General features: G+C 72.5%; 24 protein-coding genes. 8 read left to right on the top strand and 16 right to left on the bottom strand.

Annotation, left to right across the window (positions count from 1 at the left end; genetic code table 11):
* Positions 1-2 precede the first annotated feature (2 nt).
* From QCD66_RS07385 to hrcA, 3 genes are all read right to left on the bottom strand, one after another.
* Complete coding sequence (locus QCD66_RS07385; protein ID WP_375735618.1) at positions 3-737, bottom strand: 16S rRNA (uracil(1498)-N(3))-methyltransferase; 735 nt, start codon at positions 735-737, stop codon at positions 3-5.
* A 37-nt stretch (positions 738-774) separates the two neighbouring features.
* Positions 775-1,908 carry a molecular chaperone DnaJ gene (dnaJ, locus tag QCD66_RS07380; protein WP_364209886.1) on the bottom strand — a complete coding sequence of 378 codons (1,134 nt, stop codon included), beginning with the start codon at positions 1,906-1,908 and terminating at the stop codon, positions 775-777.
* Positions 1,909-2,002: 94 nt separating this feature from the next.
* The gene (hrcA, locus tag QCD66_RS07375) at positions 2,003-3,025 is read right to left on the bottom strand and encodes a heat-inducible transcriptional repressor HrcA (protein ID WP_357542680.1); all 1,023 of its coding nucleotides are present in this window, start codon (positions 3,023-3,025) and stop codon (positions 2,003-2,005) included.
* A 363-nt stretch (positions 3,026-3,388) separates the two neighbouring features.
* On the opposite strand from hrcA, the gene QCD66_RS07370 reads away from it, so the two are divergent.
* The gene (locus QCD66_RS07370) at positions 3,389-4,168 is read left to right on the top strand and encodes a DUF4870 domain-containing protein (protein WP_375735617.1); all 780 of its coding nucleotides are present in this window, start codon (positions 3,389-3,391) and stop codon (positions 4,166-4,168) included.
* 131 nt (positions 4,169-4,299) lie between these two features.
* On the opposite strand, the gene hemW is transcribed toward QCD66_RS07370, so the two are convergent.
* The gene (gene hemW, locus QCD66_RS07365) at positions 4,300-5,523 is read right to left on the bottom strand and encodes a radical SAM family heme chaperone HemW (RefSeq protein WP_375735616.1); all 1,224 of its coding nucleotides are present in this window, start codon (positions 5,521-5,523) and stop codon (positions 4,300-4,302) included.
* A gap of 17 nt (positions 5,524-5,540) precedes the next feature.
* Between hemW and QCD66_RS07360 the strand changes: the two genes are divergently transcribed.
* From QCD66_RS07360 to QCD66_RS07340, 5 genes are all read left to right on the top strand, one after another.
* Positions 5,541-6,326, top strand: coding sequence for an enoyl-CoA hydratase-related protein (locus QCD66_RS07360; protein ID WP_357542674.1), 786 nt, complete (start codon positions 5,541-5,543; stop codon positions 6,324-6,326).
* Between the two features lie 117 nt (positions 6,327-6,443).
* Positions 6,444-7,331 carry a hypothetical protein gene (locus QCD66_RS07355; RefSeq protein ID WP_364208973.1) on the top strand — a complete coding sequence of 296 codons (888 nt, stop codon included), beginning with the start codon at positions 6,444-6,446 and terminating at the stop codon, positions 7,329-7,331.
* 269 nt (positions 7,332-7,600) lie between these two features.
* On the top strand, positions 7,601-8,512 hold the full coding sequence (locus QCD66_RS07350) for a phytanoyl-CoA dioxygenase family protein (protein ID WP_364208970.1): 912 nt from the start codon (positions 7,601-7,603) through the stop codon (positions 8,510-8,512).
* Between the two features lie 149 nt (positions 8,513-8,661).
* A complete protein-coding gene (locus tag QCD66_RS07345) occupies positions 8,662-9,141 on the top strand; it encodes a hypothetical protein (protein WP_375735615.1) in 480 nt (159 codons plus the stop codon).
* On the top strand, positions 9,138-9,452 hold the full coding sequence (locus QCD66_RS07340) for a transcriptional regulator (protein WP_357542668.1): 315 nt from the start codon (positions 9,138-9,140) through the stop codon (positions 9,450-9,452). Before QCD66_RS07345 ends, QCD66_RS07340 begins: the two co-directional genes overlap by 4 nt.
* A 45-nt stretch (positions 9,453-9,497) precedes the next feature.
* On the opposite strand, the gene QCD66_RS07335 is transcribed toward QCD66_RS07340, so the two are convergent.
* The 7 genes from QCD66_RS07335 to QCD66_RS07305 all read right to left on the bottom strand — a co-directional run bounded on the left by QCD66_RS07335 (position 9,498) and on the right by QCD66_RS07305 (position 16,265).
* Positions 9,498-10,328, bottom strand: coding sequence for a carbohydrate ABC transporter permease (locus QCD66_RS07335; RefSeq protein ID WP_364208963.1), 831 nt, complete (start codon positions 10,326-10,328; stop codon positions 9,498-9,500).
* Positions 10,325-11,230, bottom strand: coding sequence for a carbohydrate ABC transporter permease (locus QCD66_RS07330; protein WP_407567051.1), 906 nt, complete (start codon positions 11,228-11,230; stop codon positions 10,325-10,327). The genes QCD66_RS07335 and QCD66_RS07330 overlap by 4 nt, the downstream gene beginning before the upstream one ends.
* 73 nt (positions 11,231-11,303) lie before the next feature.
* Entirely contained in the window at positions 11,304-12,584 is a 1,281-nt protein-coding gene (locus QCD66_RS07325) for a sugar ABC transporter substrate-binding protein (protein WP_375735613.1), read from the bottom strand.
* Positions 12,585-12,760: 176 nt separating this feature from the next.
* Positions 12,761-13,042 (bottom strand): GlsB/YeaQ/YmgE family stress response membrane protein, encoded by a 282-nt coding sequence (locus QCD66_RS07320; RefSeq protein ID WP_357543161.1) that lies wholly within the window; start codon positions 13,040-13,042, stop codon positions 12,761-12,763.
* 80 nt (positions 13,043-13,122) lie between these two features.
* Positions 13,123-13,635 (bottom strand): NUDIX hydrolase, encoded by a 513-nt coding sequence (locus tag QCD66_RS07315; RefSeq protein WP_375735612.1) that lies wholly within the window; start codon positions 13,633-13,635, stop codon positions 13,123-13,125.
* Positions 13,632-15,512 carry a translation elongation factor 4 gene (gene lepA / locus QCD66_RS07310; protein ID WP_364208951.1) on the bottom strand — a complete coding sequence of 627 codons (1,881 nt, stop codon included), beginning with the start codon at positions 15,510-15,512 and terminating at the stop codon, positions 13,632-13,634. The genes QCD66_RS07315 and lepA overlap by 4 nt, the downstream gene beginning before the upstream one ends.
* A gap of 180 nt (positions 15,513-15,692) precedes the next feature.
* Complete coding sequence (locus QCD66_RS07305; RefSeq protein ID WP_375735611.1) at positions 15,693-16,265, bottom strand: DUF4240 domain-containing protein; 573 nt, start codon at positions 16,263-16,265, stop codon at positions 15,693-15,695.
* A 308-nt stretch (positions 16,266-16,573) separates the two neighbouring features.
* On the opposite strand from QCD66_RS07305, the gene QCD66_RS07300 reads away from it, so the two are divergent.
* Both QCD66_RS07300 and rpsT read left to right on the top strand, forming a co-directional pair.
* Complete coding sequence (locus QCD66_RS07300; RefSeq protein ID WP_364208945.1) at positions 16,574-17,560, top strand: phosphotransferase; 987 nt, start codon at positions 16,574-16,576, stop codon at positions 17,558-17,560.
* Positions 17,561-17,814: 254 nt separating this feature from the next.
* Entirely contained in the window at positions 17,815-18,081 is a 267-nt protein-coding gene (rpsT, locus tag QCD66_RS07295; RefSeq protein WP_364208942.1) for a 30S ribosomal protein S20, read from the top strand.
* Positions 18,082-18,646: 565 nt separating this feature from the next.
* Here rpsT and QCD66_RS07290 read toward each other — a convergent pair.
* The 5 genes from QCD66_RS07290 to QCD66_RS07270 all read right to left on the bottom strand — a co-directional run bounded on the left by QCD66_RS07290 (position 18,647) and on the right by QCD66_RS07270 (position 25,171).
* Entirely contained in the window at positions 18,647-19,447 is an 801-nt protein-coding gene (locus QCD66_RS07290) for a hypothetical protein (RefSeq protein WP_375735610.1), read from the bottom strand.
* Positions 19,444-20,427 carry a DNA polymerase III subunit delta gene (gene holA, locus QCD66_RS07285; protein WP_375735609.1) on the bottom strand — a complete coding sequence of 328 codons (984 nt, stop codon included), beginning with the start codon at positions 20,425-20,427 and terminating at the stop codon, positions 19,444-19,446. Before holA ends, QCD66_RS07290 begins: the two co-directional genes overlap by 4 nt.
* 98 nt (positions 20,428-20,525) lie before the next feature.
* A complete protein-coding gene (locus QCD66_RS07280; RefSeq protein WP_375735621.1) occupies positions 20,526-22,916 on the bottom strand; it encodes a ComEC/Rec2 family competence protein in 2,391 nt (796 codons plus the stop codon).
* Between the two features lie 77 nt (positions 22,917-22,993).
* Positions 22,994-23,737 carry a helix-hairpin-helix domain-containing protein gene (locus tag QCD66_RS07275; RefSeq protein ID WP_375735620.1) on the bottom strand — a complete coding sequence of 248 codons (744 nt, stop codon included), beginning with the start codon at positions 23,735-23,737 and terminating at the stop codon, positions 22,994-22,996.
* Positions 23,738-24,322: 585 nt separating this feature from the next.
* Entirely contained in the window at positions 24,323-25,171 is an 849-nt protein-coding gene (locus QCD66_RS07270; RefSeq protein WP_375735608.1) for a DegV family protein, read from the bottom strand.
* Positions 25,172-25,175 lie beyond the last annotated feature (4 nt).

Genomic DNA, 25,175 nt, shown 5'->3' with positions numbered 1-25,175 from the left:
CGTCACCAGCGGCCGAGGCGGGTGGCCAGGACCGCGAGGGCGGCGACACCGGCCGTCGACGTACGCAGCACCGCCTCGCCGAGGCGTACCGGCACCGCCCCGGCGGCGGTGAACGTGTCGACCTCGGCCCGGTCGATACCCCCTTCGGGGCCGACCACCAGCGTGATCTCCCCCGTCGCCGGCAGGTCGACGGTCGACAGGCGCTCGGTGGCCTCCTCGTGCAGCACATACGCCGCCGCGCCGGCCGCGAGCCGCCGGGCCACCACCGCGGTGGACTCGTCGGGATCGCCGGCGACCGCCGGCAACCACGGGCGGCGGGCCTGCTTGGCCGCCTCGCGGGCGGTCACGGCCCAGCGGTCCCGGGCCCGGGCGCCACGCCCGTCGCGCCACCGGACCACCGAGCGGGCCGCCGCCCAGGGCACGATCGTGTCGACGCCGACCTCGGTCATCGCCTGTACGGCGAGTTCGCCCCGGTCGCCCTTCGCGATGCCCTGCACGACGGTGAGCCGGGGGTCGGGACGGTCGACGTGGCGCCGGTCGGTGACCCGCACGTCCAGGGTGCCCCGGCCGACGGCGACGACCTCGGCGGACGCGGTGCCGCCCCGGCCGTCGGCGAGCAGCAGCGGCTCGCCGACCCGCAGGCGCTGGACGGTCGCCGCGTGATGCCCCTCGGGGCCGCCGAGGGTGTGCCGGTCGGTGGTGGGCAGGGCCTCGACGAGGAACAGCGGCGCGGACACGGGGACAGGCTAGCCGGACCGGGCCGGCCGGCGACCGTCAGCCGTGCCCGTTGAAGGCGTCGCGCATCCGGGAGAAGAAGCCGCCCTGCTTGCTGAGTTCGGCCACCTCCTCGCCCCGGGTCTTGGCGAAGTCGCGCAGCATCCGCTCCTGCTCGGCGTCGAGCTTGGTCGGGGTCCGTACGTCGAGATGCACGTAGAGATCGCCACGGCCGGTGCCCCGCAGGTGCGGTACGCCCCGCGCCCGCAGCCGCATCGTCGAACCGGGCTGGGTGCCGGCCTTGACGTCGACCGGCTCCTCGCTGTCCAGCGTCTTGATGGTCAGCCGGGTGCCCAGCGCCGCCGCCGTCATCGGGACGGTGACCCGGCAGTGCAGGTCGTCGCCCTTGCGGGAGTAGACGTCGTGGACCCGCTCGTGGATCTCGACGTAGAGGTCGCCGGGCGTGCCGCCACCGGGGCCGACCTCGCCCTGCTGGGCCAGCCGGATCCGCATGCCGTCCTCGACCCCCGCCGGGATCTTGACGGTGAGCGACCGGCGGGTGCGGACCCGGCCCTCGCCGGCACACGTGCCGCACGGGTGCGGGATGACGGTGCCGTAGCCCTGGCAGGCCGTGCAGGGCCGGGCCGAGACGACCTGGCCGAGGAAGGTCCGCTGCACCGACTGCACCTCGCCCCGGCCGCCGCACGCCTCGCAGGTGGCGAGGTGGGTGCCGGCGGCCGTGCCGGCGCCGCTGCACGTGGTGCAGAGCACGGCGGTGTCGACGGTGATCGGCGCCTCGACGCCGAAGGCGGTCTCCACCAGGTCGAGTTCGAGCCGCAGGATGGCGTCGGCACCCGGCCGGGTGCGCGGCCGCGGGCCGCGGGTGCCGCCGGCCGCGCCGAAGAAGGCGTCCATGATGTCCTGGAAGCCCACGAACGGGCCGGCCCCGGCGCCACCGCCGGCCCCGCCTCCGCCCGGGGCGAGCGGGTCGCCACCGAGGTCGACGATCTGCCGCTTCCGGTCGTCGGAGAGGACCTCGTACGCCGCGTTGATGTCCTTGAACTTCTCGTGCGCTTCGGGGTCCGGGTTGACGTCCGGATGGTATTGGCGGGCCAGTTTCCGGTAGGCCCGCTTGATCTCGTCGTCAGAGGCTTCCCGGCTGACGCCGAGAATCCCGTAGTAGTCCTTGGCCACTGCGTCTGGTGTCCTCATATCGGTCTCGCGTTTGCCGGCCTGATCGCTGGTGCTGCCGCGCCGCCCGAGTCTGCGCCGCCGCCGTGCGTCGGTCTCAGTTCTGCGCCAACAGGTCGCCTACGTAGCGTGCCACGGCGCGCACCGTGGCGATGGTGCCGGGGTAGTCCATCCGGGTCGGCCCGAGCACGCCCAGCCCACCGACGATGGTGGCTCCCGGGCCGTAGCCGGTGCTGACCACGGAGGCGGCCCGCAGGTTGTCGATCTCGTTCTCGTCGCCGATCCGGACCCGCAGGGTGCTGGGCTCGACCTCGCCGATGAGCTTGAGAAGGATGACCTCCTCTTCAAGCGCCTCGAGGATCGGCCGCAGCGACCCCTGGAAGTCGAGCAGCCCGCCGCGCGTCAGGTTGGCGGTGCCGGCGAGCGCGATGCGCTCCTCGTGCCGCTCGACGAGGGTCTCCAGCAGCACCGTCGACAGCGTCGTCATCGCCGGACGTACGGTCTGCGGCACCTCTTCGACCAGGGCCTGCACCAGCGGCGGGGTGTCGGCGAGTTTCTCACCGCAGAGCTTCTCGTTGACCCGGCGGCGCAGGTCGGTGACGTCGTCGGCGGCCACCGGACCGGGCAGCTCGACCAGCCGCTGCTCGACCCGGCCGGTGTCGGCGATCATGACCAGCATCAGCCGGGTGGTCGAGATCGGCACCAACTCCAGGTGGCGGACCGACGAACGGGCCAGGCTCGGGTACTGCACGACGGCGACCTGCCGGGTGAGCTGGGCGAGCAGCCGTACGGTCCGGTGCACGACGTCGTCGAGGTCGACCGCGCCGACCAGGAACCGCTCGATGGCCCGCCGCTCGGCCGGGGTCAGCGGCTTCACACGGGAGAGGCGGTCGACGAAGAGCCGGTAGCCCCGGTCGGTCGGCACCCGGCCGGCACTGGTGTGCGGCTGGCGGATGTAGCCCTCTTCCTCCAGCACCGCCATGTCGTTGCGTACGGTCGCCGGCGAGACGCCGAGCTGGTGCCGCTCGACCAGCGCCTTGCTGCCGACCGGCTCCTGCGTGGCGACGTAGTCCTCGACAATCGCCCGCAGGACGTCGAGCTTGCGGTCGTCGAGTCCCATCTCCACCTCCCTGCCCCCGGTCGTGCCGGCCCCGGTGCGTGGCGGGTGACCGCCGGGCCGTGCCGCACGCATGACATCCGCCATGCCGACCCTCGACATGCTGGCACTCGACCGGGATGAGTGCCAGTCTACGACGCCAACCCTGGCCAGGCGATGATCGATATCAGGTACGAAAGCCGTATTCCAGACAGTCGGCCGGAATTCCACCCCGGAACACAGTTCGCCGGCCAGCCTGTCCGCCACCGGGTCACCACGCCGTGACAACAGCTCAACGGCGAGCCGGTCCAGAAGTGGCGCCCGGCCCGCCGGGAGTGGCCAGGGTGTCGTGTGGCGTTGGTTGATGCCGCCCCCTACCGTGGCCTCATGACTGAACCACCTCGCCCTCCGGGAGACGGCAATCCCGGCTCGGTTCCGCCGGACCCCACGGCTCCTCTGACGCCCGGGTCCTACTCAGTGCCGGGCGAGGCGCCCTCCCCCGGCTTCCCGCCGGCCGGCGGCCAGCAGCACGGCGCGCCCGACCTGTCGAAGCAGAACAACCCGCAGTACGACGCTCCCGCCTCCGGCGGCGGCGCCTACCCGCCGCCGGGTTCCGGAGCCGGCGGCTACCCGCCGCCCTCGTCCGGCGCGGGCGGCTACCCGCCGCCCAGTTCCGGCGCGGGCGGCTACCCGCCACCCGGCCAGGGCTACCCGCCGCCCGGTGGCGGATACCCGCCCCAGGGTGGCGGCTACCCCCCGCAGGGTGGTGGCTACCCGCCCCAGGGTGGTGGCTACTACGGCGGCGGCCCGGCCCCGGCCGGCTACGCCAACAGCGACGAGAAGACGTGGGCGCTGATCGCCCACTTCGGCGGCGCGGTCGGCGCGCTGATCAGCTTCGGCCCGCTGGGCTTCGTCGGCCCGTTGATCTCATACCTGGCCAAGGGCCAGCAGTCGCCGGCGGTGCGCGCGCACGCGCTGGCCGCGCTCAACTTCCAGGTGCTCTGGTCGGGGATCGCCTTCCTGCTGCTCTTCGTGAGCTGGTGCCTGTTCTTCATCCCGAGCGTGGTCGTCTTCGCGATCCAGATCATCTTCGGGATCCTGGGCGGTATGAAGGCCAACGAGGGGCAGCTCTACAAGTACCCGATGTCGCCGAACTGGATCAAGTAACCCCGCACTCCCACGACAGGCCCGGCACGCGTGCCGGGCCTGTCGTCGTGCCAGCCCGTCGTCGAGTCGGGTCCGTCGGCCTCCGCGTCCGCTCGGTGCCGGCCTTACCCTCAGGACGAGGCCGGCCGTCCTCAGGGCAGGAGGTCGCGTACGACCGCGTCGGCCAGCAGCCGGCCACGCAGGGTCAGCACCGCCCGACCGGCGTCGTACGCGGCCCCGTCCAGCAGCCCGTCGGCGAGCGCCCGCCGCGCCGCGACCCGTCCGGCGTCGTCGAGCACCGGCAGCGGCAGGCCGGTCGCCAGCCGGAGCCGCAACATCACGTCCTCGGTGTGCCGGTCGGTGCCGGAAAGCACCTCGCGTCCCTGACCGGGCGAGGCACCGCCGGCCAGCCGGGCCGCGTACGCCGACGGGTGCTTGACGTTCCACCAGCGCACCCCGCCGACGTGGCTGTGCGCCCCCGGTCCGAGCCCCCACCAGTCGCCGCCGGTCCAGTAGAGCAGGTTGTGCCGGCAGCGGGCGTCCGGCGACGTCGCCCAGTTCGACACCTCGTACCAGGAGAACCCGGCCGCGCCGAGGGCGGCCTCGGCGGCCAGGTAGCGGTCGGCCGCCACGTCGTCCGACGGGTACGGCAGCTCGCCGCGCCCCATCCGGGCGGCCAGCCGGGTGCCGTCCTCCACGATCAGCGCGTACGCGCTCACGTGGTCGACCCCGGCGGCCACCACGGCCGCCAGCGACGCGGCGAAGTCGTCGGCGCTCTCCCCCGGCGTGCCGTAGATCAGGTCGAGGTTGACGTGGTCGAAGCCGGCGTCGCGGGCCTCGGCGGCGGCGGCGGTGGCCCGGCCGGCGGTGTGCCGGCGGTCGAGCACCGCGAGCACGCCGGGGGCGGCCGACTGCATGCCCAGCGAGATCCGGGTGTAGCCGGCGGCCCGCAGCGTCTTGAGCGACTCCGGGGTCACCGACTCCGGGTTGGCCTCGGTGGTGACCTCGGCGTCCGGCGCGAGGCCCCAGGTGGCGTCGATCCGCTCCAGGATCCGGGCCAGGTCGTCGGCGGGCAGCAGGGTGGGGGTGCCGCCGCCGACGAAGACGGTGTCGACCCGGGGCGGCGGGTTGTCGCCGAGCACCCGGGCGGCGAGGTCCAGCTCGGCCAGCACGCTGTCGGCGTACGTCTCCCGGCGCACCCCGCCGCCCAGTTCCTGCGCCGTGTACGTGTTGAAGTCGCAGTAGCCGCACCGGCTGGCGCAGAAGGGGACGTGCACGTACACGCCGAACCCCTGGCGGCCGACCGCGGCGAGGGCGGCGGGCGGCAGCGACCCGTCGGCGGGCACGGGTTGTCCATCGGGAAGTTCGCCTGGCATGCGACTAGTGTGCCCGCATGCCTACTGCCGACGACGCCCTCGTCCGGGTCACCACCCGGGCCGGGGTGACGATGCTGACGCTGGACAGCCCGCCCAACCGCAACGCGCTGTCCACCCCGCTGATGACCGAACTGCTCCGGGCGCTCGACGCGGCCGTGGCCGACGACACGGTCCGGGTGGTGGTGCTCTCGCACACCGGCCCGGTCTTCTGCTCCGGCGCCGACCTGAAGGAGACCGCCGCCGCGTACGCCAGCGGCACGGTCCCGGCCGGAATGCTGGGTGACGTGCTGGCGGCGTTGTGGGAGTGCCCGAAGCCGGTGGTGGCCCGGGTCGGTGGCGCGGCACGGGCGGGCGGCCTGGGGCTGGTGGCGGCGGCCGACATCGCGGTCTGCGCGGACACGGCGACGTTCGCGTTCACCGAGGTGCGGATCGGGGTGGTCCCGGCGGTGATCTCGGCGACCGTGCTGCCCCGGCTGGCGCCGCGCGCGGCCGCCGAGTTGTACCTGACCGGTGAGACCTTCGACGGGCGACGGGCCGCCGAGGTGGGGCTGGTGACCGCGGCGGTGCCGGCGGACACTCTCGACGAGGTGGTCGGCGAGTACTGCGCGGCCCTGGTCCGCGGCGCGCCCCGGGCCCTCGCCGGTGCGAAAGAGCTGCTCCGGCGCCGCGAGGCGACTACCGTCCGTAATGAGGTTGCGGAACTTTCCGCACTGTCGACCGGCTATTTCCTGTCCGAAGAGGGGCGCGAGGGGGTGGCCGCCTTCCGGGAAAAGCGTCCGCCTTCCTGGCTTCCACAGACCTGAATGGGTTGCGAGGCACCACCCGGCCGCCCGGCGGGACTCCCCGGATAGCGCCATACCGCTCACCGGACGCGGTATATCGCACAACCGGACGTACGCTTGGCGACGACTCAACAGGGGGTGACGGTGCGTACTCGGGCAGCGGTGGGCGGTTTCGTGGCACTGGCGGCGGTCGCCGGGCTTGGCGTGTACCTCGGCAGGACCGACTTCGGTATCGACATACCGCTGCCCCGGCCGGCCCGCAGTTGCACCGTCGCCGCGCCGGCCGGCCAGTTGCCCGCCGGCGCGGCGACCAACCTGACCCTCAACCCCGAGCAGATGGCCAACGCGGCCACCATCTCGGCGGTCGGCGTGACGATGGGCATGTCGGAGGAGGCGGTCGTGGTGGCGCTGGCGACCGCGTTCCAGGAGTCGAAGCTGGAGAACCTGGCCGGCGGCGACCGCGACTCCATCGGGCTGTTCCAGCAGCGGCCGAGCCAGGGCTGGGGCACTCCGGAACAGATCCGTGACCCCCGTTACGCGGCGACGAAGTTCTACGCCGGGCTGAAGAAGGTGCGCGGCTGGGAGGAGATGCGGGTCACCGAGGCCGCCCAGGCGGTCCAGCGCTCGGCCTTCCCGGAGTTGTACGAGCAGTGGAAGGACGAGTCGCAGTTGCTGGCCAGTGCCCTGGTGGGCAACACCGTGGGCGCGGTGGCCTGCTCGGTCGCCCGGGAGCCGGTGGTTCGCGGCAACGCGGCGGCGGCGGGCCTGGTCAACGGCCTGGTGCTGGACTGGGGCGAGGTACAGACGGCGAGCCCGGCGGAGCTTCTCGGGTTGACGGTGTCGGCCGCCGACAGCCGGGTCGGTTGGCGTTACGCGCACTGGCTGGTGTCGCACGCGGGCGACCACGGGGTGAAGCGGGTGCGCTTCGGTGACCGGGAGTGGACGGCCGACGAGGGCGAGTGGTCACGCATCGACGGAACGACCGGGGCGGGCGAGGTCGTCGCCGAGGTCTTCGGCGACTCCTGACCGGCCGAAAATCGTCGCCAGGGTCTTCGGCGACTCCTGACCGGTCAAAACAGGCGAGCCTTACTGACCTACAGTCACCGCACAATCCGGCAAATGGTCCTTTATCCCGAACCACCAACAGTACTCAACAACACTACGTAATCGCACGGTTTCTTCGCGTAAGAGATTGGTTCGAGCCGGCGAAACAGTGCCATTCGGCCCGATGTCGACGCTCGGCCCTGGGGTTACGATCGGCAGCCTGTGCCGAAAGGCTTCGCTAGGCGGAGGGAATGAACGCCGTGTTCGATTACGGTGGCCGGACCGGTTACGAACCGATCAGTGACGTCGACCGCAAGGAATTCCACGAGCAGGGTTTCCTGCTGCTGCGCAACGTGCTGACGGAGGATCACCGCGCCGCGCTCGAGGCGGCTGTCGACCGTGTCTACGCGGAGGAGAAGGCGGCCGGCAACACCACCAAGGACGGCACGCTGCACCTGCTGGGCTTCCTGGAGCGCGACGAGCTCTTCGGCGAGCTCCTCACCCACCCGATCGCCTTCCCGTACATGTGGGGCCTGGCCGGGTGGAACATCTACACCCACCACAACCACCTCGACGTGACGCCGCCGGCACTGGAGCCGGAGAAGCCGTACTGGGGCTGGCACCAGGACGGCTACCGGCAGAACTCGGACCCCGAGACCATGGACCCGAACCTGCCGCGGCCCATGTTCTCGCTCAAGGTCGCCTACGTCCTCTCCGACCTGTCGGAGAACGGCCGGGGCGCCACCAAGGTCATCCCGGGCAGCCACCTGTGGAACTCGCTGCCCCGGCCGACCGACCTGACGGTGCACAACCCGGACCCGGAGGGGACCGTGGAGATCACCGCCAACCCGGGTGACGCGTTCATCTTCGACCGCCGCCAGTGGCACTCGCGGTCGACGAACCTGTCGAACATCACCCGCAAGATGCTCTTCGTCGGCTACACCTACCGGTGGATCCGGCCGCTCGACGAGCTGCACCCCGACCTGGCCGGCGAGTGGTACCAGAACCGCACCCCGGTCCAGCGGCAGCTGCTCGGCGAGGGCACCCACACCGCCAACTACTGGGGCATCAACTGGAACGGGTACGTCGACGACGAGATCCCGCTGCGCAAGGAGCTGAAGGAGCGCGGTCTGCTCGACCGCAGCATCCCCTGGCTGCGCTGATCCGTACGACGTCGAGAGGCCCCCGCCGCGTTCGCGGCGGGGGCCTCTCCGCGTATCCGGCCACCAAGGAAGGACTTGCCCACTAGGAAAGTGGGCTGCTACTTTCCTAGCAGGAAAGCACTAGCCCGACGGTGAAGTGGGAGACCGCCATGAAACCCGACCCGATCCCGGCCGGCGAGGCCGCCCGCGCCCTGCAGGAGGTCCGCCACCGGCGCGACCAGGTGGTGGGCACCAAAGTCGTCCCCGACTGGTTCTGGGCCACCCTCGGCGTGCTGCTGGTCGCCTTCATCGGCAGCATCGAGAGCGAGATCCCCTGGCTGGTCGCCACCGGCTCGGTGGTCTACGCCGTCGGTCTCGCCGCGCTGATCTTCGCGCTCCTGCGGCGCGGCGGCCCCCAGATCCGCAACAACCTGATCGGCGCCCGCGGCGGACTGGCCATCACCGGCCTGACGCTCGGCCTGGTGGCCGTCGGGCTCGGGGTCGCGTTCGGCGTGCACGCACTGGGCGTGCCGCTACCGGGGACGGTAGGCGCGGCGGCCGTCGCCCTGGCCATGGTCATCGGCGGTCCGCTGCTGATGCGCTACCTGCGGCGGGTGATGAGTTCACGACCGGTCGGCGGGCTGCGGTGACCGCGCCCCGCTTCGACGAACTGATCCACGCCCCCACCCGGCTGTCGATCGTCAGCCTGCTCGGCGCCACCGAGTGGGCCGAGTTCAGATACGTCCGCGACAGCGTCGGCCTGTCCGACTCGGCCCTGTCCAAGCAGCTGACCACCCTGGAGGAGGCCGGCTACGTGCAGATCCGCAAGGCCTTCGTCGGCAAGCGGGCGCAGACCACCGTACGGCTCACCCCGGCCGGACGGGCCGCCTTCGCCGGGCACGTGGCGGCCCTGCAGGAGATCGTCGCCCGCGCCGGCGTCGACACCCGGCTCGTCCCGTGAGGACGTGCGTGGAGCGCACGGGCCGGCGCGGTCCGACCGGCCGGGTCAGCCCTTGACGGCGCCGGCCACCAGGCCGGAGACCATCCTCCGCTGCACCGCGATGAAGAAGATCATCACCGGCAGGGTGAGCAGCGTGGAGGCGGCCATGACCGATCCCCAGGCGGTGTCGTCGCGGCCGAAGAAGAACGTCATCGCCACCGGCAGGGTGTAACGGTTCTGGTCGTTGATGAAGGTCAACGCGAAGATCAGCTCGTTCCACGCGACGATGAACGAGAAGATGCTGGTCGCGACCAGGCCGGGGGCGACCAGCGGCAGCAGGATGCGCCAGAAGGTCTGCGTCCGGTTGGCCCCGTCGATGGCGGCGGCCTCCTCCAGTTCCTTCGGTACGGCGGCCACGAACCCGCGCAGCATCCACACCGCGAACGGCAGCGAGAACCCGATGTACGTCAGGATCAGGCTCGGCAGGGTGTTGTAGAGCCCGAGCCGCTGGATCATGAAGAACAGCGGGATGACCAGCGCCTCCAGCGGGATCATCTGCACCACCAGCAGCATGATCAGGAACGAGGTGCGGAGCCGGAACCGGAAGCGCGCCACCGCCGTCGCGGCCAGCAGGGCGATCAGCCCGCTGACGAGCACGGTCGCGACCGCGACCAGCAGGCTGTTGACGAAGAAGTCGGTGAACGTGACGCCCGGGATCAGGTTGCCGGTGAGGATCTCCCGGTAGTGCTGCAGCGTCGGCTCGCGCGGCACCGGCTGCGGCGTCGACGAGAAGATCTCCCGGTTGGGCTTGAACGACGTCGAGATCATCCAGAAGACCGGGAAGACCGCGAACAGCGCGACCAGCAGCCCGGTCGCGTTCAGTACGGCCCGCTTCACAACTCCTCCTGCTTGAGCAGGGCCCGGATGTAGAACCCGGTGACGACCAGCAGGATCAGCGTGAGGATGACGGCGACCGCCGACCCCAGCCCGTACTTGGGCGGGGGCGAGAAGGCCGTGGCGTACGAGTAGATGCTCAGCATGTACGTCGACCGGTCCTGGGTGCCGCCGGCCAGCGCGTACTGCTGGGTGAAGACCTTGAAGTCCCAGATGGTCGACAGCACCACCAGGATGCCGAAGACCGGCCGCAGCAGCGGGAAGGTGATCGACCAGAAGACCTTCCAGGGGCCGGCGCCGTCGACCCGGGCCGCCTCGTGCAGTTCACTCGGCACGCTCTTCAGGCCGGCCAGCACGCTCACCGCGATGAACGGGAACGAGTGCCAGACCACGACCAGGGTCAGGATGGCGAAGAAGAGCAGCGGATCGTTGAACCAGCCGTAGCCGGTCCAGTTGGCGCGGCCGAAGAGCGCCTCGGACAGCCCGTCGGGCAGCGCGTTGAAGAACCAGGTGACCAGGCCGCTGGTGTCGTCGAAGATCCATTTCCAGACGATCGCGCCGGTCAGCGCCGGGGTGGCCCAGGCCAGCATCACACAACTGCCGACGAAGGTCGCCATCCGCCGGCCGAGCCGGTTGAGCAGCAGGCCGACCAGGGTCCCCAGGATCATCGTGAGGACCACGTTCGCGGCCGCGAAGAGCACGGTGTTGCGCAGCACCGTACGAAAGAACGGGTCGCCGAGGATCTCGGCGTAGTTGCCCAGGCCGGCCCACGGCCACTCGCGCTCGCCGCGCACCTGGCGGACGCTGTCCAGGTCGTACAGCGACATCACCACGACCTGACCGAGCGGCCAGAGCAGCAGTACGCCGATGACCAGCGCGCAGGGCAGCAGCAGCAGGTACGGCACGTGGTCCAGCCGGCGGCGCCGCCGGGCGGGGTCGCCCGCCCGGCGGCGCTCTCGGGTGCCTTGGTCAGCGTCGTCACTGCGCGTTGAGGATGCTTTCCATCTCGGCGGCGGCATCGGCGGTGGCCTGTTCGACCGTCTTCTGCCCCTTCATGATCGAGCTGTTCATGGCCTGGGTGACCGTCCGGTTCCGGCTGACCTCGACCCACTTGGGCGTCATCGGGGTCAGCTTGGTGCTCTTCATCGTGGTCGCGAAGGCGGCCATGATCTTGTCACCGGCATACTTCTCGCTGCCCACCAGGTCCTGGTAGACCGGGAAGAAGCCCACGCTGTCGGCGAACTTCTGGGCGTTGGTCTTGTTGAGCAGGATGGTGGTGTAGTCCCAGGCCAGGTCCTTGACCTTGCTGTCCTCCCAGATCGCGACGTCCGAGCCGCCGGCGAAGGCCGGTGCCGGCTGGCCGTTCGGGCCGGGGATCGGGAAGGTGCCCCACACCTTCTCGATGTCGGGGTTGTCCTTCTTGATCGCGCCCTGCTGCCAGCTTCCGGCGAACGCCATCGCCGCCTTGCCGGTGGCGAACTGGGTACGGGCGTCGACCTCGTTCCACCCGGCCGCGGCCGGCGGGGCGATCTTGTGGACGGTGACCATATCGGTCCAGAACTGCACCGCGGACCGCGCCTCCGGGCTGGTGTAGCCGGACTTCCAACTGTTGCCGCTGCCGGTGGCGATCTCCCCGCCGGCGGCCCACAGGAACGAGTAGAAGGGCAGTTCGGAGTTGCCGGGCAGGGCGATGCCGTACGTGTCGGGCCGCTTGGCCTGCACCGCCTTGCCGGCGGCGATCAGCTCCTCCCAGGTCGTCGGCGGGGTGGTGACCCCGGCCTCGGCGAACCAGTCGGTGCGGTAGTAGATGCCCCGGACCCCGGCGTACCACGGCACGCCGTACTGCTTGCCGTCGAGCTGGGCGTTCTTCACCAGGTCGGGCAGGATGTCCTTGCCCTCGGTCCAGCCGGCCATGCGGTCGCTGATGTCGGCCAGCGCCTCCTGCGCCGCCCAGCCCTGCGTCTCGGTGTTGCCGAGCTCGGTGACGTCCGGACCCTCACCGCCGGCGAGCGCGGCCTGGAACTTCTTCGGCGCCTCCAGCCACGGGATGTACTGCACCACCACGTCGGTGTCGGGGTGCTTGCGCTGGAACTCCGCCTCGACCTCGGCGAGGAACGCGGTCTGCGTCTCGCTGCCCTCGCCCATCATCCAGACCGTGAGCTTGCTGGTGTCGGCCGCCTCGTCACCGCCGCCACACGCGGTGAGCAGCATCGCGGCCGAGGCCACCACGGCGGTGACCGGCGCTCTCCACTTCTTCACGACACCCTCCCCTACCCGGCATTTACCTTCCCCGCCGCACCCTAGTAGGAAAATTTCCTTTACGACAGGGGGTGGTCCGGGTCACTTCACGGCGGGCACCGGGCAGCAACGTGGAGGCGCCAGGCCGGCCGGCCTGGCGCCTCTACGTTTGATTTATCGCGGCGAGCCGCAGACCGTCAACGGGTCACGCGGCGGCGACCGCCACCCATTCCGGAAACCAGCGCGACACCGATCGCGGCGAGCACCACCTGGATCAACAGCTCCGCCCAGTCGATTCCGGCGGTCGAGGTGGCAATGCCGGCGGCCCGCGCGATCACGGTACCGAGCAGCGCCGCACCGACACCGATCAGCATCGTCAGCCAGATCGGGATGTTCTGGCGGCCTGGTACGACCAGGCGGCCGAGCGCGCCGATGATCAGACCGACGATGAGAGCCGTGATAATTCCGGTGACCGTCATGGTCGCCTCCTTCGAGGGGATTCGTTTTCACGTCGTCGTGACGTGTAGTTCCCGACCCCTCGAACATCCAAACCGGCTGATCACCGGGCGATCCGGGCCGCATCCCGGATCGCCGCGTCCATCGTCGGAAACGCCAGCTCAGGCGGTGCGTACAGGTCGAACCAGGCCAGCTCCGACGACTCTGCCGGGTCCAGGGTCACCGCGCCGTCGCGGATCGACGCGAGGTAGAAGCAGTCGAGTACGGGCAGCGTCTCGCCCTGGTAGTCGTAGCTGCCGACGTACATGCCGACGAAGGCACCGAGGGTCACCTCGACGCCCAACTCCTCCCGTCCCTCGCGCACCGCGGCGGCGGCCGGGTGCTCGGCACCGTCGCAGAAACCGCCCGGCGTCTCCCAGCGGCCCGCCCGCGGCTCGGCGGCCCGACGCAGGGCCAGGAACCGGTCGCCGTCGAGCACGATCAGGCTCGCCGTCGGGCGGGCGTTGACGAAGAGCTGGTAGCCACAATCGCCGCACCCGCCGGGCGGGGCGGTCGACAGGGCTGCGGCACACCGCGGGCAGAACCGGGCCTCCGGCCCGTACGCCCGCGGGATCACTTCTTGCCGCCGCCCTTGCCGCCGTCGCCGTCGGAGGTGGACAGCGCGGCGATGAACGCCTCCTGCGGCACCTCGACCCGGCCGACCATCTTCATCCGCTTCTTGCCTTCCTTCTGCTTCTCCAGCAGCTTGCGCTTACGGGTGATGTCACCGCCGTAGCACTTGGAGAGCACGTCCTTGCGGATCGCCCGGATCGTCTCGCGGGCGATCACCCGGCTGCCGATCGCCGCCTGGATCGGCACCTCGAACTGCTGCCGTGGGATCAGCTTCTGGAGCTTGGAGGCGATCGTCGTGCCGTAGTTGTAGGCCTTGTCCTTGTGCACGATCGCGCTGAACGCGTCGACCGGCTCGCCGTGCAGCAGGATGTCGACCTTGACCAGGTCGGCCCGCTGCTCCCCGGAGGGCTCGTAGTCGAGGCTGGCGTAACCCTTCGTACGGCTCTTGAGCTGGTCGAAGAAATCGAAGATGATCTCAGCGAGGGGCAGCGTGTAGCGCAGCTCGACCCGGTCGGCCGACAGGTAGTCCATGCCGAGCAGGCTGCCCCGCCGGCCCTGGCACAGCTCCATCACGGCACCGACGTAGTCGTTGGGGGTCAGCACCGTCGCCCGGACCACCGGCTCGTAGACCTCGGCGATCTTGCGGGTCGGGTATTCGCTCGGGTTGGTCACCGTGACCTCGTCGCCCTCCTCGGTGATCACCCGGTAGACGACGTTCGGCGCGGTGGAGATCAGGTCGAGGTTGAACTCGCGTTCCAGCCGCTCGGCGATGATCTCCAGGTGCAGCAGGCCGAGGAAGCCGCAGCGGAAACCGAAGCCCAGCGCGGCACTGGTCTCCGGCTCGTAGGCGAGTGCCGCGTCGTTGAGCTTCAGCTTGTCGAGCGCGTCCCGCAGCGCCGGATAGTCGGATCCGTCGATCGGGTAGAGCCCGGAGTAGACCATCGGCTTCGGGTCCTTGTAGCCGCCCAGGGCCTCCGTCGCCGGTCGCGAGTTGATGGTGACCGTGTCACCGACCCGGGACTGCCGGACGTCCTTCACCCCGGTGATCAGGTAGCCGACCTCGCCCACCCCGAGTGCCCCGCCCTTGACCATCTCGGGCGAGATCACCCCGATCTCCAGCAGCTCGTGCACCGCCCCGGTCGACATCATCTTGATCCGCTCGCGGGCCTCGATCTTCCCGTCGATCACCCGGATGTAGGTGACCACGCCCCGGTAGACGTCGTAGACCGAGTCGAAGATCATCGCGCGGGCCGGCGCGTCGGCGTCGCCCACCGGCGGGACGAACTGCCGCACGATCTCGTCGAGCAGGTGCGGCACCCCCTCACCGGTCTTGCCCGACACCCGGATGCAGTCCTCCGGCCGGCCACCGATCAGGTGCGCCAACTCCTCGGCGAACTTGTCGGGCTGCGCCGCCGGCAGGTCGATCTTGTTCAGCACCGGGATGATGTGCAGGTCGTTCTCGAGCGCCAGGTAGAGGTTGGCCAGCGTCTGCGCCTCGATGCCCTGCGCGGCGTCGACCAGCAGGATGGCCCCCTCGCAGGCGGCCAGCGAGCGCGACACCTCGTACGTGAAGTCGACGTGGCCCGGCGTGTCGATCATGTTGAGTACGGCGGTCTCGCCCTTGCGGTCGCCCTCGCGGATGGTCCACGGCATCCGGACCGCCTGGCTCTTGATCGTGATGCCGCGCTCACGCTCGATGTCCATCCGGTCGAGATACTGCGCGCGCATCTGCCGGGGGTCGACGACCTCGGTGAGCTGGAGCATCCGGTCGGCCAGGGTGGACTTGCCGTGGTCGATGTGCGCGATGATGCAGAAGTTCCTGATGCGGGCCGGGTCGGTGGCACCGGGCAGGTTCGCGCCGGGGTCGGGCGTCGGTGGCACGGGCGTCCGTTCTCGTTGCGTGGTCTGGGCGGGTCTCGTTCGCGTGGTCGGGCTTGGTCCGGCTCGGTGCGGTCTTGGTCGCCGTCTCGGCGTCGGCAAGGGTCGGCACCGGTGCCGGCCACCCCCTAATGTTCCCATGCCGGCCTGCGGGCGGTCGGATCACTCCTGGGCGGCCCCGGATCACTCCTCGGGCGGCTCGGTGAAGAGCACGGCCAGGCGCGGCAGGCGCCGCCGGATCTCGTCCTCGTCGTCGAAGTCCCAGAACTCGTCGAACCCCGGCCGCGCCGGTCCGGCACCCGGCCGGGGCAGGTCCGCACCGGTCAGTCTGTGGTAGGCCGCGCCGGCCGCCCGGAGCATCTCCACGCAGCCCAGCTCCGCCCCCGTCGACGCGGCCCGCCGCACCGCCGGCACGCCGGCCAGCGAATCCGGATCGGCCACCGCCTCGGCCAGCGTCCGCCGCCCCTGGGCCACCAGCCAGCCCCGGAAGTGGTCGAACCCCTCGTCGGAGCAGCCGCCGTTGATCAGGTAGGCCGCCGCCCACAGGTCGACCTTCGCCGACGCGCCCAGCACCCGGTCCAGATGCCTGTCCCAGGCCACGATCGTCTCCGGCGCCGCCGCGGCCAGGACCTCGACCAGCCGGGCCGCCACCTCGGCCGGCGCGGTGTCGGCCGGCTCACCCCCGGCCGGGCCGGCCGCTCCGTCCGGACCACGCCGGGCCAGGTCGACCGCCGACCAGAACCGCTCCGTGTTCACGACCGCCGCCCGCTTTCTCCCCGGCCACGGGCTTCTGCCCGGCCACCGGCTTCTGCCCGGCCACCGGCTTCTGCCCGGCCACCGGCTTCTGCCCGGCCACCGGCTTCTGCCCGGCCACGGGCTTCTGCCCAGCCACCGATCTCTACCCGGCCACCGGTCTCCGCCCGACCACCGATCTCTACCCGGCCACCGGGCGCCACCGGCCCGCCGACTCGCTCGCTCATGACGAGGGAGTCTGCCAGGCCGCGACGCGGAGCCGGGACATTCGGCCGCCGGGCCCACCGGTGCCGGCCGGGCAGAATGGTGCCATGCGTGTCACCTCGCTGCCCCCGGTGTCGTACGACGCGACCGCCGTCCGTCCACGGTGGGCGGACCTGCCGGCGGACCTGCGGGCGGCGATCACCGCGCGCCTCGGCACCCAGGTCACCTGGGCAACCCCCGCGACCGGCGGCTTCACCCGTGGTTTCGCCGCCGTGCTCGACCTCGCCGGCGGCGACCGGGTCTTCGTCAAGGCCGCCGACCTGGTCGAGCAGCGCCACCTCAGCGACTGGTACGCGCACGAGGCGGCCGTGACCGCCCTACTGCCACCGGCGGTCGCCGCGCCCCGCCCCCGCTGGACCCTGACCACCGCCGGGCACTACGTGATCTGCTTCGACGCGGTCGACGGGCAGATGCCGCCGCTGCCCTGGCGGCCCGCCGACCTCGACGCCACCCTCGCCGCCTGGGCGACCACCGCCGCCGCCCTGCGCGAGGCGCCTCCGGAACTGGTGGCCGGCGGGCTGCCCGCAATGGCCGACCTGGCCCGCGAAGACCTGTCCTGGTGGCAGGAGATCACCGCCGGCCGGGAGCCGCTGCCCGCCACCACGCCGCCGTACGCCCACCCCCTGGTCGGCGAACTCGCCGCCCTCGAAGCCCAACTGCCCGGCCACCTGACCGCCCCCGGCCTCGTCCACGGCGACCTGCGGGTCGACAACGTGCTGATCGACGGTCGGGGAGCCGCGTGGTTCGTCGACTGGAACTGGCTGTGCCACGGACCCGCCTGGTTCGACACGGTGACGTTGCTGGTCACCGCGTACGCCAGCGGGCTCGACGCCGACGCGCTGTTCGCCCGACATCCGACGGGCCGGGACGCGCCTCCGGAAGCTCTCGACGCGGCCCTCGCCGCGCTCTGCGGCTACTGGCTGAGCCGGGCGGCCGCCGCGCCCACCGGCGGCTCCCCGCACCTGCGCCCTCATCAGCGGTGGAGCGGTACGACCGCCCTGGACTGGCTGGCCGACCGCCAGGGCTGGCGCTGACCACGTCCGCCCCGCCGCCCCGCCGGCCCGCCGGCCGGCCGGCCGCCCCGCCGGCCGGCGGGCGGCCCCCGGAGCCGGACCGTTTTGGCTCGTCGCCGGGCCACCTGGTAACCTGGCTCTTCGCGTGTGGCGATGAATGCTGCAACAACCTCGACCGTTGATCGCTCGACCGTTGATCGTTCGACTGTCGGTTGCTGTTGATCGTCGCCTACGCCCGAGTCAACCAACCCGAACTACCAGGACGAGGCTGTCGCGTGGCGAACATCAAGTCCCAGATCAAGCGCAACCGGCAGAACGAGAAGCGCCGGCTGCGTAACAAGTCGGTCAAGTCGTCGCTGAAGACCGCCATCCGCAAGTTCCACGAGGCGTCCGAGGCCGGCGAGACCGAGAAGGCGACCGCGCTCCTGCTCGACGCCTCGCGCCAGCTCGACAAGGCCGCGAGCAAGGGCGTCATCCACAAGAACCAGGCGGCCAACCGCAAGTCGGCCATTGCCAAGCGCCTGAACTCGCTCTCCGCCTGACGGGTTCGACGCACCCACAAGCTCTGATGGCGCCGACCGGATCGGATCCGGTCGGCGCCGTCGTGCTGCGACCGATCGTCCACTTCGGAGCCGCCGGCCCTCGAGTGGCGCCGAAGGCCGGTGGGTGGGCCGAACGCAGGTGGGTGGTCAGCCGGGGAACGGGCGGCCCGGATCGGCAAGTTCGTCGTCTCGGTGCCGTCGACCTGGCCACCGGCGGCCGCAAGCAGCAACCCGGCTCCCGGCCCTCTTCCCCAAGATCCGCGTGATCAGGGACCTCGACGGGCGTGTCGTCGGCGTGCCGAGGTGCGAACTCCCTGATCACGACGATCTAGGCCGACGCGCCCGCCGTCCGAGCGGACATCGCCGTCGGAGACCACAGCGAATTCGGCGTAAGAACAGCGAATTCGCTGTGGCGCCGAACAGACACCGGTGCGGACGGGCCGGCGGGCGGGCTGCCGGTATGACGGGTGTCGGTCGCGGTGCGCGCTACACGGACGCGCCACGGCCGACGAGACACGGCCGACCCACCACGGACGGACACGGCCATCCGGCCCGCACGCCCGGACTACTCGTAGCGGTGGCTGCCGGACTGGCGGGCTCGCTGCTCCGCGGTGCCCGGCTCCTCGATACCGGCCGGCCAGGACTGCGGCGGCCGATTCTCCAGCGGCTCCGTCGGGTGCATGTTGACGGCGTACGAGCCCGTACCCGTGCGGCCGGCCGTCGACGGCCTGGTGGAGAACCACTCGCTTCCGCCGGCCGTCGTGCCACCGCGTCCGCGCCCGTCGGTCGCCGTCTCGTGGCGCGCTGGACGACCCGCCGCGGCTGATTCCGCGGCCCCCGGCCCGACGGCGTTCGTCCGGCCGGTGTGGCGGGCCGGGTCGTCACCGTACCGGGCGTCGTCCTCGACCGCCGGCCGAACGGGTCCGCCGACCGGGTCTGCCGCCGTCGGTCCGGTGCCGTCCGGGGCGCCGGCGCCCCGGACGGTGTCCATCGACACCTTGCCGGTCACCGCACCCGGGCGGGCCGGCTCCGTCCTGGCGACCGCGGCCCGCCCCACCACCGATTCCCGCTCCAGGCGGAAGCGGGCCCGCTCCCGGTCGGGCACCTGCTGCGCCGACCGGACGACCGCGCCCGCGACCACGTCGTTGAGCTTCACCATGGCGGCGACGACGAGCGGCAGGACGGGTATCGCCCACGGGGACACCAGCTCGGCGAGCGCGAGCAGGAGGCCGAGCGCGACGGTGCCCTCGAGAAAGCAGAAGCACAAGGCCCCACTGGGGTTGAGATGCTTCAGGCGGAGCAGCCGGGCGTAGAGCGGACGCGTCTCCCGGTCGGCCGAGGTGTCGGCCGGTAGGTCGGCCGTCATCGCCCCCCGCTTCCCTGTCGTGCGGCGGCGACGGCGAAGACCGCCCGTTCGAGGGCGTACGCCCGATCGTCGGCACCGCCCTTGACCGCGGCGTTGCACTCGGCGGCGGCCTGCATCGCGTCGGCGAGCCCTTCCGGACTCCAGCCGCGGCCCTGGCGCTGAGCCCGCTCGACCTTCCACGGCGGCATGCCGAGACTGCTCGCCAACTGGAAGGAGCTGCCCCGGCCGGCCGAGGCGACCCGGGCCACCGTGCGCACCCCGTCGGCGATGGCGTCGGCGATCGGCACCGGGTCGACCCCGACGTGCAGCGCCCACCGCAGCGCTTCGAGCGCGCCGGGAACGTCGCCGACCATCGCCGCGTCGGCGACGGTGAAGCCGCTCACCTCGGCCCGGCCGCGGTAGTAGCGGGCCACGGTGTCGGCGCCGATCCGGCCGTCGGTGTCGGCCAGCAGTTGCGAGCAGGCGGCGGCCAGTTCGCGCAGGTCGTTACCGACGGCGGCGACCAGCGTCTCGGCGGCTTCCTCGGTGCAGCGCCCGCCACCGCCGCGGATCTCGTCGCGGACGAACGCGATCCGCTCCTTCTCCTTCTTGATCTTCGGCACCGGAACGACGGTGGCGCCGGCGGCGCGCAGCCCGTCGGCGAACGCCTTGCCCTTGGCCGCGCCGAGATGGGTGACCACGAGGGTGACGTCGGGATCCGGGTTCTTGGCGTAGGCGAGCAGGACGGTCACCAGGTCCTTGCGGGCGTCCTGCCCGGCCCGCAGGACCAGCACCCGCCGGCCGCCGAACAACGAGGGGCTGAGCATCTCGGCGACCTCACCGGGTGCCACCGAACCGGCCTCGTACTCCCGTACGTCGAGGTTGGGGTCTGCCGCCCGGGCGTCGGCGACGGTCCGGGTGACCGCGCGGTTGGCGAGCAGTTCCTCGTCGCCGAGGACGAGCACGATCGGAGCAGGGCCGGTGGGAGTCACGCCGGACATCGTCGCACGCCCCTGGCCGGGCCGCGTTCGCTCACCTCTTCTGCGTGTTCGAGGGATCACCCAGCGCCAATCCCGACAATTCACCCGCGCCGATCGGGTCAGTCGGCCTGGTGGTCGGGGCCGCGTACGACCACCGCGAGCCCCCGCTCACCGACGACCACCGCGAGGTCGCCGTCCAGGTCGGTACGCAGCACCCGGGCACCACCCCGGGCAAGCATCGCGAGCAGGGCGGGGTTCGGGTGGCCGTAGTCGTTGCCGACCCCGACCGACACCAGGGCGACCGCGGGGTCGACCGCCGCCAGGAACTGTGGGTCCTGGTAGACCGACCCGTGGTGGGGGACCTTGAGCAACCGCGCCCGCAGACCGGCCGGGCCGAGTCGCTCGAGCAGCGCCCGCTGTTCCTCTTCCTCGGCGTCGCCGGTGAACAGCATGGTGGCCGCGCCGACCCGGGCCCGCAGGACGAGCGAGTTGTTGTTGGGGTCGGACCGGGTGCCGGAAAGCCGCTCCGGCGGGCCGACCACGGTGAGTTCCACCCGTCCGGCCGCGAACCGCCAGCCGGCCGCGACCGGGCGTGGGCCGACGCCCCGGGCGGCGGCGGCCCGGGCCACGGCGTCGTGGCCGGCGACCGGCTCCGGCCACCCGGTCGTGACCACCGCCCCGAGCCGGCGACCGCGCAGCACACCGTCGAGGCCGGCCACGTGGTCGGCGTGGAAATGGCTGATCACCAACAGCGACACCTCCCGGATCCCGAGGCGGCGCAGGCAGCGGTCGGCCGCCGCCGGATCCGGTCCGGCGTCGATCACGACCGCACGCCCCGTCGCGATCGGGAGTACGGCCGTGTCGCCCTGACCGACCGCGCAGATGGCGACCACCCAGCCCGACGGCGGCCAGCCCGGGGCGACCAGGCGCACCGGCAACGCCCCGACGACCACCGCCGCCACACCGACCGCCAGCAGTCGCCGTACGGCCGGGTGCCGCGCGAGCAGCACCACCACGAGGGTGAGCAGGCCCAACGACAGGCCGCCGACGACACCGTCGAGCCAGGGCAGGGTGCCGGCCGGGGCGCGGGCGCCGTAGCGGGCCACGACGACCAGCCACCACGCCGGCCAGCCGCCGAGCCAGGCCGCGAACTCGGCCCCGGCCGGCCAGAGCGGGGACACCACGGCGGCGGCGACGCCGAGCACGGTGGCCGGCGCGATCGCCGGAACCGCCAGCAGGTTCGCCGGTACGGCCACCAGGCTGACCGTGCCCGAAAGGCCCGCCACCACGGGTCCGCAGGCGAGCTGGGCGGCGGCCGGCACCGCGAGCGCGTCCGCGAGCCAGGCCGGGGTTCCGCGCCGGCGCAGCGCCTCCCGCATCCGGGGTGCGAGCAGCAGCAGGCCGCCGGTGGCGAGTACGGACAGGGCGAACCCGGCATCGCCGGCCAGTTCGGGGTCGTAGACGACCAGCACCGTCACCGCGGCGCCGAGGGCGGGCAGCGCGGCCCGGGGCCGGCCCATCGCCAGCCCGATCAGCGCGATGGCGCCCATCGTGCCGGCGCGTACGACGCTCGGCGAGGGCCGGGCCAGGATCACGAAGCCGACCAGCGCCAGGGTGCACGCGGCGGCGGCGAGCCCCGGTCCGGCGCGGGCCCAGCGGGCCAGCAGCAGCACCAGCCCGACCACGATCGCGACGTTCGATCCGGACACGGCGACCAGGTGTGTCATACCGGTGGCCCGGAAGTCCTCCTCGACCGCCGGGTCGAGCCGGCTGGTGTCACCGACGACCAGGCCGGGCAGCAGGCCACCGGGTTCGACGGGCAACGGCGCACAGGCCCGCTGGAGGCCGGCCCGCAGGGATCCGGCGGCACGCTGCGCCCACGACAGCTCGCCGGCCAGGACCGGCGCGGTGCCGGTGTTGAGTACGGCGGCGTGCAGGTCGCCGCCGCGCGACTGCGCGAGCCGACCGGTGGCGGTCAGCCGTTGCCCCGGCAGGAGGTGCCGCCAGCCGGCGTCGGTGGCCAGCACGAGCAGGCGCAGGCGGACGTCGATCCGGCCGCCCTCGTCGGACCGAATCCAGGAGGTCTGTGCCCGGACCAGGTAGAGCGGAGGCCGACCGGCGGCCCCGGTGAGTGGCCGGGGATCGTCACGTACGACCAGTTCGACCGTTACCGGGGCCCGGCCGGCAACGAGACCGGTGACCGGCCCCGCGTCGCGGACGGCGACCCGGGCGCCCGCCGCGGCGCTGCCGCAGAGCATGCCCAGCAGCACCGAAACGGCGATCCAGAGCCGGTGGTCGGGCCGGGGCCGCCGGAACCACCGGTGGGTCAGCGGCGCCCGGTCGACCGGTGCCGCCGGCCCGGGCGCCAACGACACGGCCGTCAGCGGCCCGGACGCCGCCGGCCCGGACGCCGCCGGCCCGAGGAGCAGGAGCAGCGTGGCCAGTACGGCTCCCGCCGCGACCGCGACGGTGACCGCCAGCGGCCAGTGGAGCGCCCCCAGGGCCGACATCCAGGTCGCCACCGCGAATCCCGCCAGTCTCAGGTCGGGCGGGTCGGCGGCGGGCCGGTCTTCCCTGTCGCCGGCCTTCACACCGTCACCAGGTCCTTCAGTTCGTCGTAGCGGCTGTCCCCGATCCCGTCGACCTGCCGCAGATCGCTCACGCTGCGGAAGCCGCCACGCCGTTCACGGGCGTCGAGGATGCGCTGTGCAAGCACCGGCCCCACCCCGGGCAGACCGTCCAACTGGGCGAGGGTGGCGGTGTTGAGGTTGAGCTTCCCGCCCGGCGCCGCTGGCGCGCCCCCGCCCACCGGGGCGCCGGCCGCGTCCTCGGCACCGGGCGGTGCGGTGACACCGACCAGGATCAGTTCCCCGTCGACCAGCTTGCGGGCGAGGTTGAGCAGCGCGACGTCGACTCCGGGTAGCGCACCACCGGCGGCGGTGAGGGCGTCCGCGACCCGGGACCCGGCGGGCAGCCGGACCAGGCCGGGACGGTGCACCCGGCCGGCGACGGCGACCACCACCTCCGTCGCGGCCGGTGACGTGCCCGGCTCGGCGGGGGCGTCCACGACGGTCGGGTCCATCGACGCGGACACCACCGGCTCTTCCCGTGGCCGCGCCCACCAGGCCCACCCGGCGGCCACGGCGACCACCACCGCCGCGACGGCCGCGAGCGCCTTCACTCCCCGCCGCCCCGGATCGAACGCCCGGGCGCCGCCGAGTCGGCTCGGCCGCGTCCCGTCCGGCGCGTCGGAGGGCGGTGAGTCGGTCTCCGCATCCCACGCCGGTGTCCGCGCCGGAAGGGGCGGCGGGCCGGCCCGGTGGTCGGTCACACCGCCCGGCGCCGGGTCACCGGCGGCCCACCGGTCGCGGAGCCGCCACGGCCACTCCCCCGGATCGTCGGACCGGTCCGGCGGCGGGTCGGCGTCCTCACCGGGCCATTCGACCGGCGGCTCCGGCCCGGCCCCCGTCGGCCCGGCCCCCGTCGGCCCGGTCCCCGTCGGCCCGGCACGCCGGTCGGTCGCGAGGCCGGCCGGGCGGGCAAGCCGGTCGGACGGCGGGCTCGTCGGACCCGGGCGCCGGGCGGAGACGGTGTCCCCGGCCGGTGCCGCACCGGCGGTCAGCGCCGCCGGCGGATCACCGGGCCACGGATCGTGCTCGGGTGACATGACCCGCAGCGGCTGCCGCAACGGGTCCAGGAACGGCGGGCGTAAGTCGGCATCGGGCCCGTCCCCGCTGTCGGCCAGGCGCAACAGGCGCTGCCGTACGACCGTCTCGTCATCGTCGGACACGCGGCGACGTTATGGCGGCGAGCCGGGATCCGGTGGTCCCGAGATGCCGGCCTGTGGACGACCGGGCCCCCTGTGGACGACGCCCTGATCATGCGGTTCTCTGCTATGGCGGCGGGAGAGGGCCGCTCAGGGACGGCGGTGGACGACGACGCAGGCGAGTCCCGGACCGGCGTGGGCGGCGACGACCGCCCCGATCTCGGTGACGTACACGTCGTGCAGCCGCTCCCCCAGCCGGCCGGTGAGCGCCTCGGCGAGGCCGGCGGCCCGTTCCGGCGCGGCGAAGTGGTGCACCGCCACGTCCACCTCGGCGTCGGCCGCCGCCTCGACGGCCAGGTCGACGAGGCGGGCCAGCCCGCGGCTGGGCGTACGAACCTTCTCCCGGATGACGATCGCCCCGCCCACGACGTGCAGGATCGGCTTGACCGACAGCGCGGTGCCGAGCAGTGCGGAGGCCGCCGTGATCCGGCCACCCTTGCGGAGGAACTCCAGGGTGTCGACGTAGAACAGGGTGCTGGTGCGGTCGATCGTGTCGAGGGCGACCTGCCGTACCCGGTCGAGGTCGGCGCCGCGGTCGGCGGCCGCGCCGGCCGCGAGCGCCGGGAAGCCGAGTCCCATCCCGGTCGACCGGGCGTCGACGACGGCCACCCGCTCACCGATCTCGGCGGCGGCGATCCGTGCGGCGTCGAGGGTGCCGGACAGTTCGGCGGACAGGTGCACCGAGAGCACCGCCGTGGCGCCCCCGTCGAGCAGCCGCCGGTAGGTCTCGACGAACTGTTCGGGGGCGGGGCGCGAGGTGGTGACCGCGGCGCGCCGCGCGGTCAGGGCCCGGGCAACCTGGCCGGTGCTGATGTCGATGCCCTCCCTGCCGTCCACACCGTTGACGACCACGGACAACGGCACGACGGTCAGGTCGTGGGCGCCGGCCAACTCGACCGGCAGGTATGCGGTGGAGTCGGTGACGACCGCGACGGACATTCCG

Source organism: Polymorphospora sp. A560, from assembly GCF_045781765.1.
In the GTDB taxonomy this organism is placed as follows: Bacteria; Actinomycetota; Actinomycetes; order Mycobacteriales; family Micromonosporaceae; genus Polymorphospora; species Polymorphospora lycopeni.
The sequence above is the reverse complement of the archived record's forward strand: the minus strand, read 5'-3'. Positions and strand labels throughout refer to the sequence as shown.

What these genes read in the sequence shown, in the direction of transcription:
- hrcA (WP_357542680.1), bottom strand. Translation starts at nt 3,025, where the DNA reads ATGGGACTCGACGACCGCAAGCTCGACGTCCTGCGGGCGATTGTCGAG.
- QCD66_RS07370 (WP_375735617.1), top strand. Translation starts at nt 3,389, where the DNA reads ATGACTGAACCACCTCGCCCTCCGGGAGACGGCAATCCCGGCTCGGTT.
- hemW (WP_375735616.1), bottom strand. Translation starts at nt 5,523, where the DNA reads ATGCCAGGCGAACTTCCCGATGGACAACCCGTGCCCGCCGACGGGTCG.
- QCD66_RS07360 (WP_357542674.1), top strand. Translation starts at nt 5,541, where the DNA reads ATGCCTACTGCCGACGACGCCCTCGTCCGGGTCACCACCCGGGCCGGG.
- QCD66_RS07350 (WP_364208970.1), top strand. Translation starts at nt 7,601, where the DNA reads ATGAACGCCGTGTTCGATTACGGTGGCCGGACCGGTTACGAACCGATC.
- QCD66_RS07345 (WP_375735615.1), top strand. Translation starts at nt 8,662, where the DNA reads ATGAAACCCGACCCGATCCCGGCCGGCGAGGCCGCCCGCGCCCTGCAG.
- QCD66_RS07320 (WP_357543161.1), bottom strand. Translation starts at nt 13,042, where the DNA reads ATGACGGTCACCGGAATTATCACGGCTCTCATCGTCGGTCTGATCATC.
- QCD66_RS07300 (WP_364208945.1), top strand. Translation starts at nt 16,574, where the DNA reads ATGCGTGTCACCTCGCTGCCCCCGGTGTCGTACGACGCGACCGCCGTC.
- QCD66_RS07290 (WP_375735610.1), bottom strand. Translation starts at nt 19,447, where the DNA reads ATGACGGCCGACCTACCGGCCGACACCTCGGCCGACCGGGAGACGCGT.
- holA (WP_375735609.1), bottom strand. Translation starts at nt 20,427, where the DNA reads ATGTCCGGCGTGACTCCCACCGGCCCTGCTCCGATCGTGCTCGTCCTC.
- QCD66_RS07280 (WP_375735621.1), bottom strand. Translation starts at nt 22,916, where the DNA reads ATGTCGGCCCTGGGGGCGCTCCACTGGCCGCTGGCGGTCACCGTCGCG.
- QCD66_RS07270 (WP_375735608.1), bottom strand. Translation starts at nt 25,171, where the DNA reads ATGTCCGTCGCGGTCGTCACCGACTCCACCGCATACCTGCCGGTCGAG.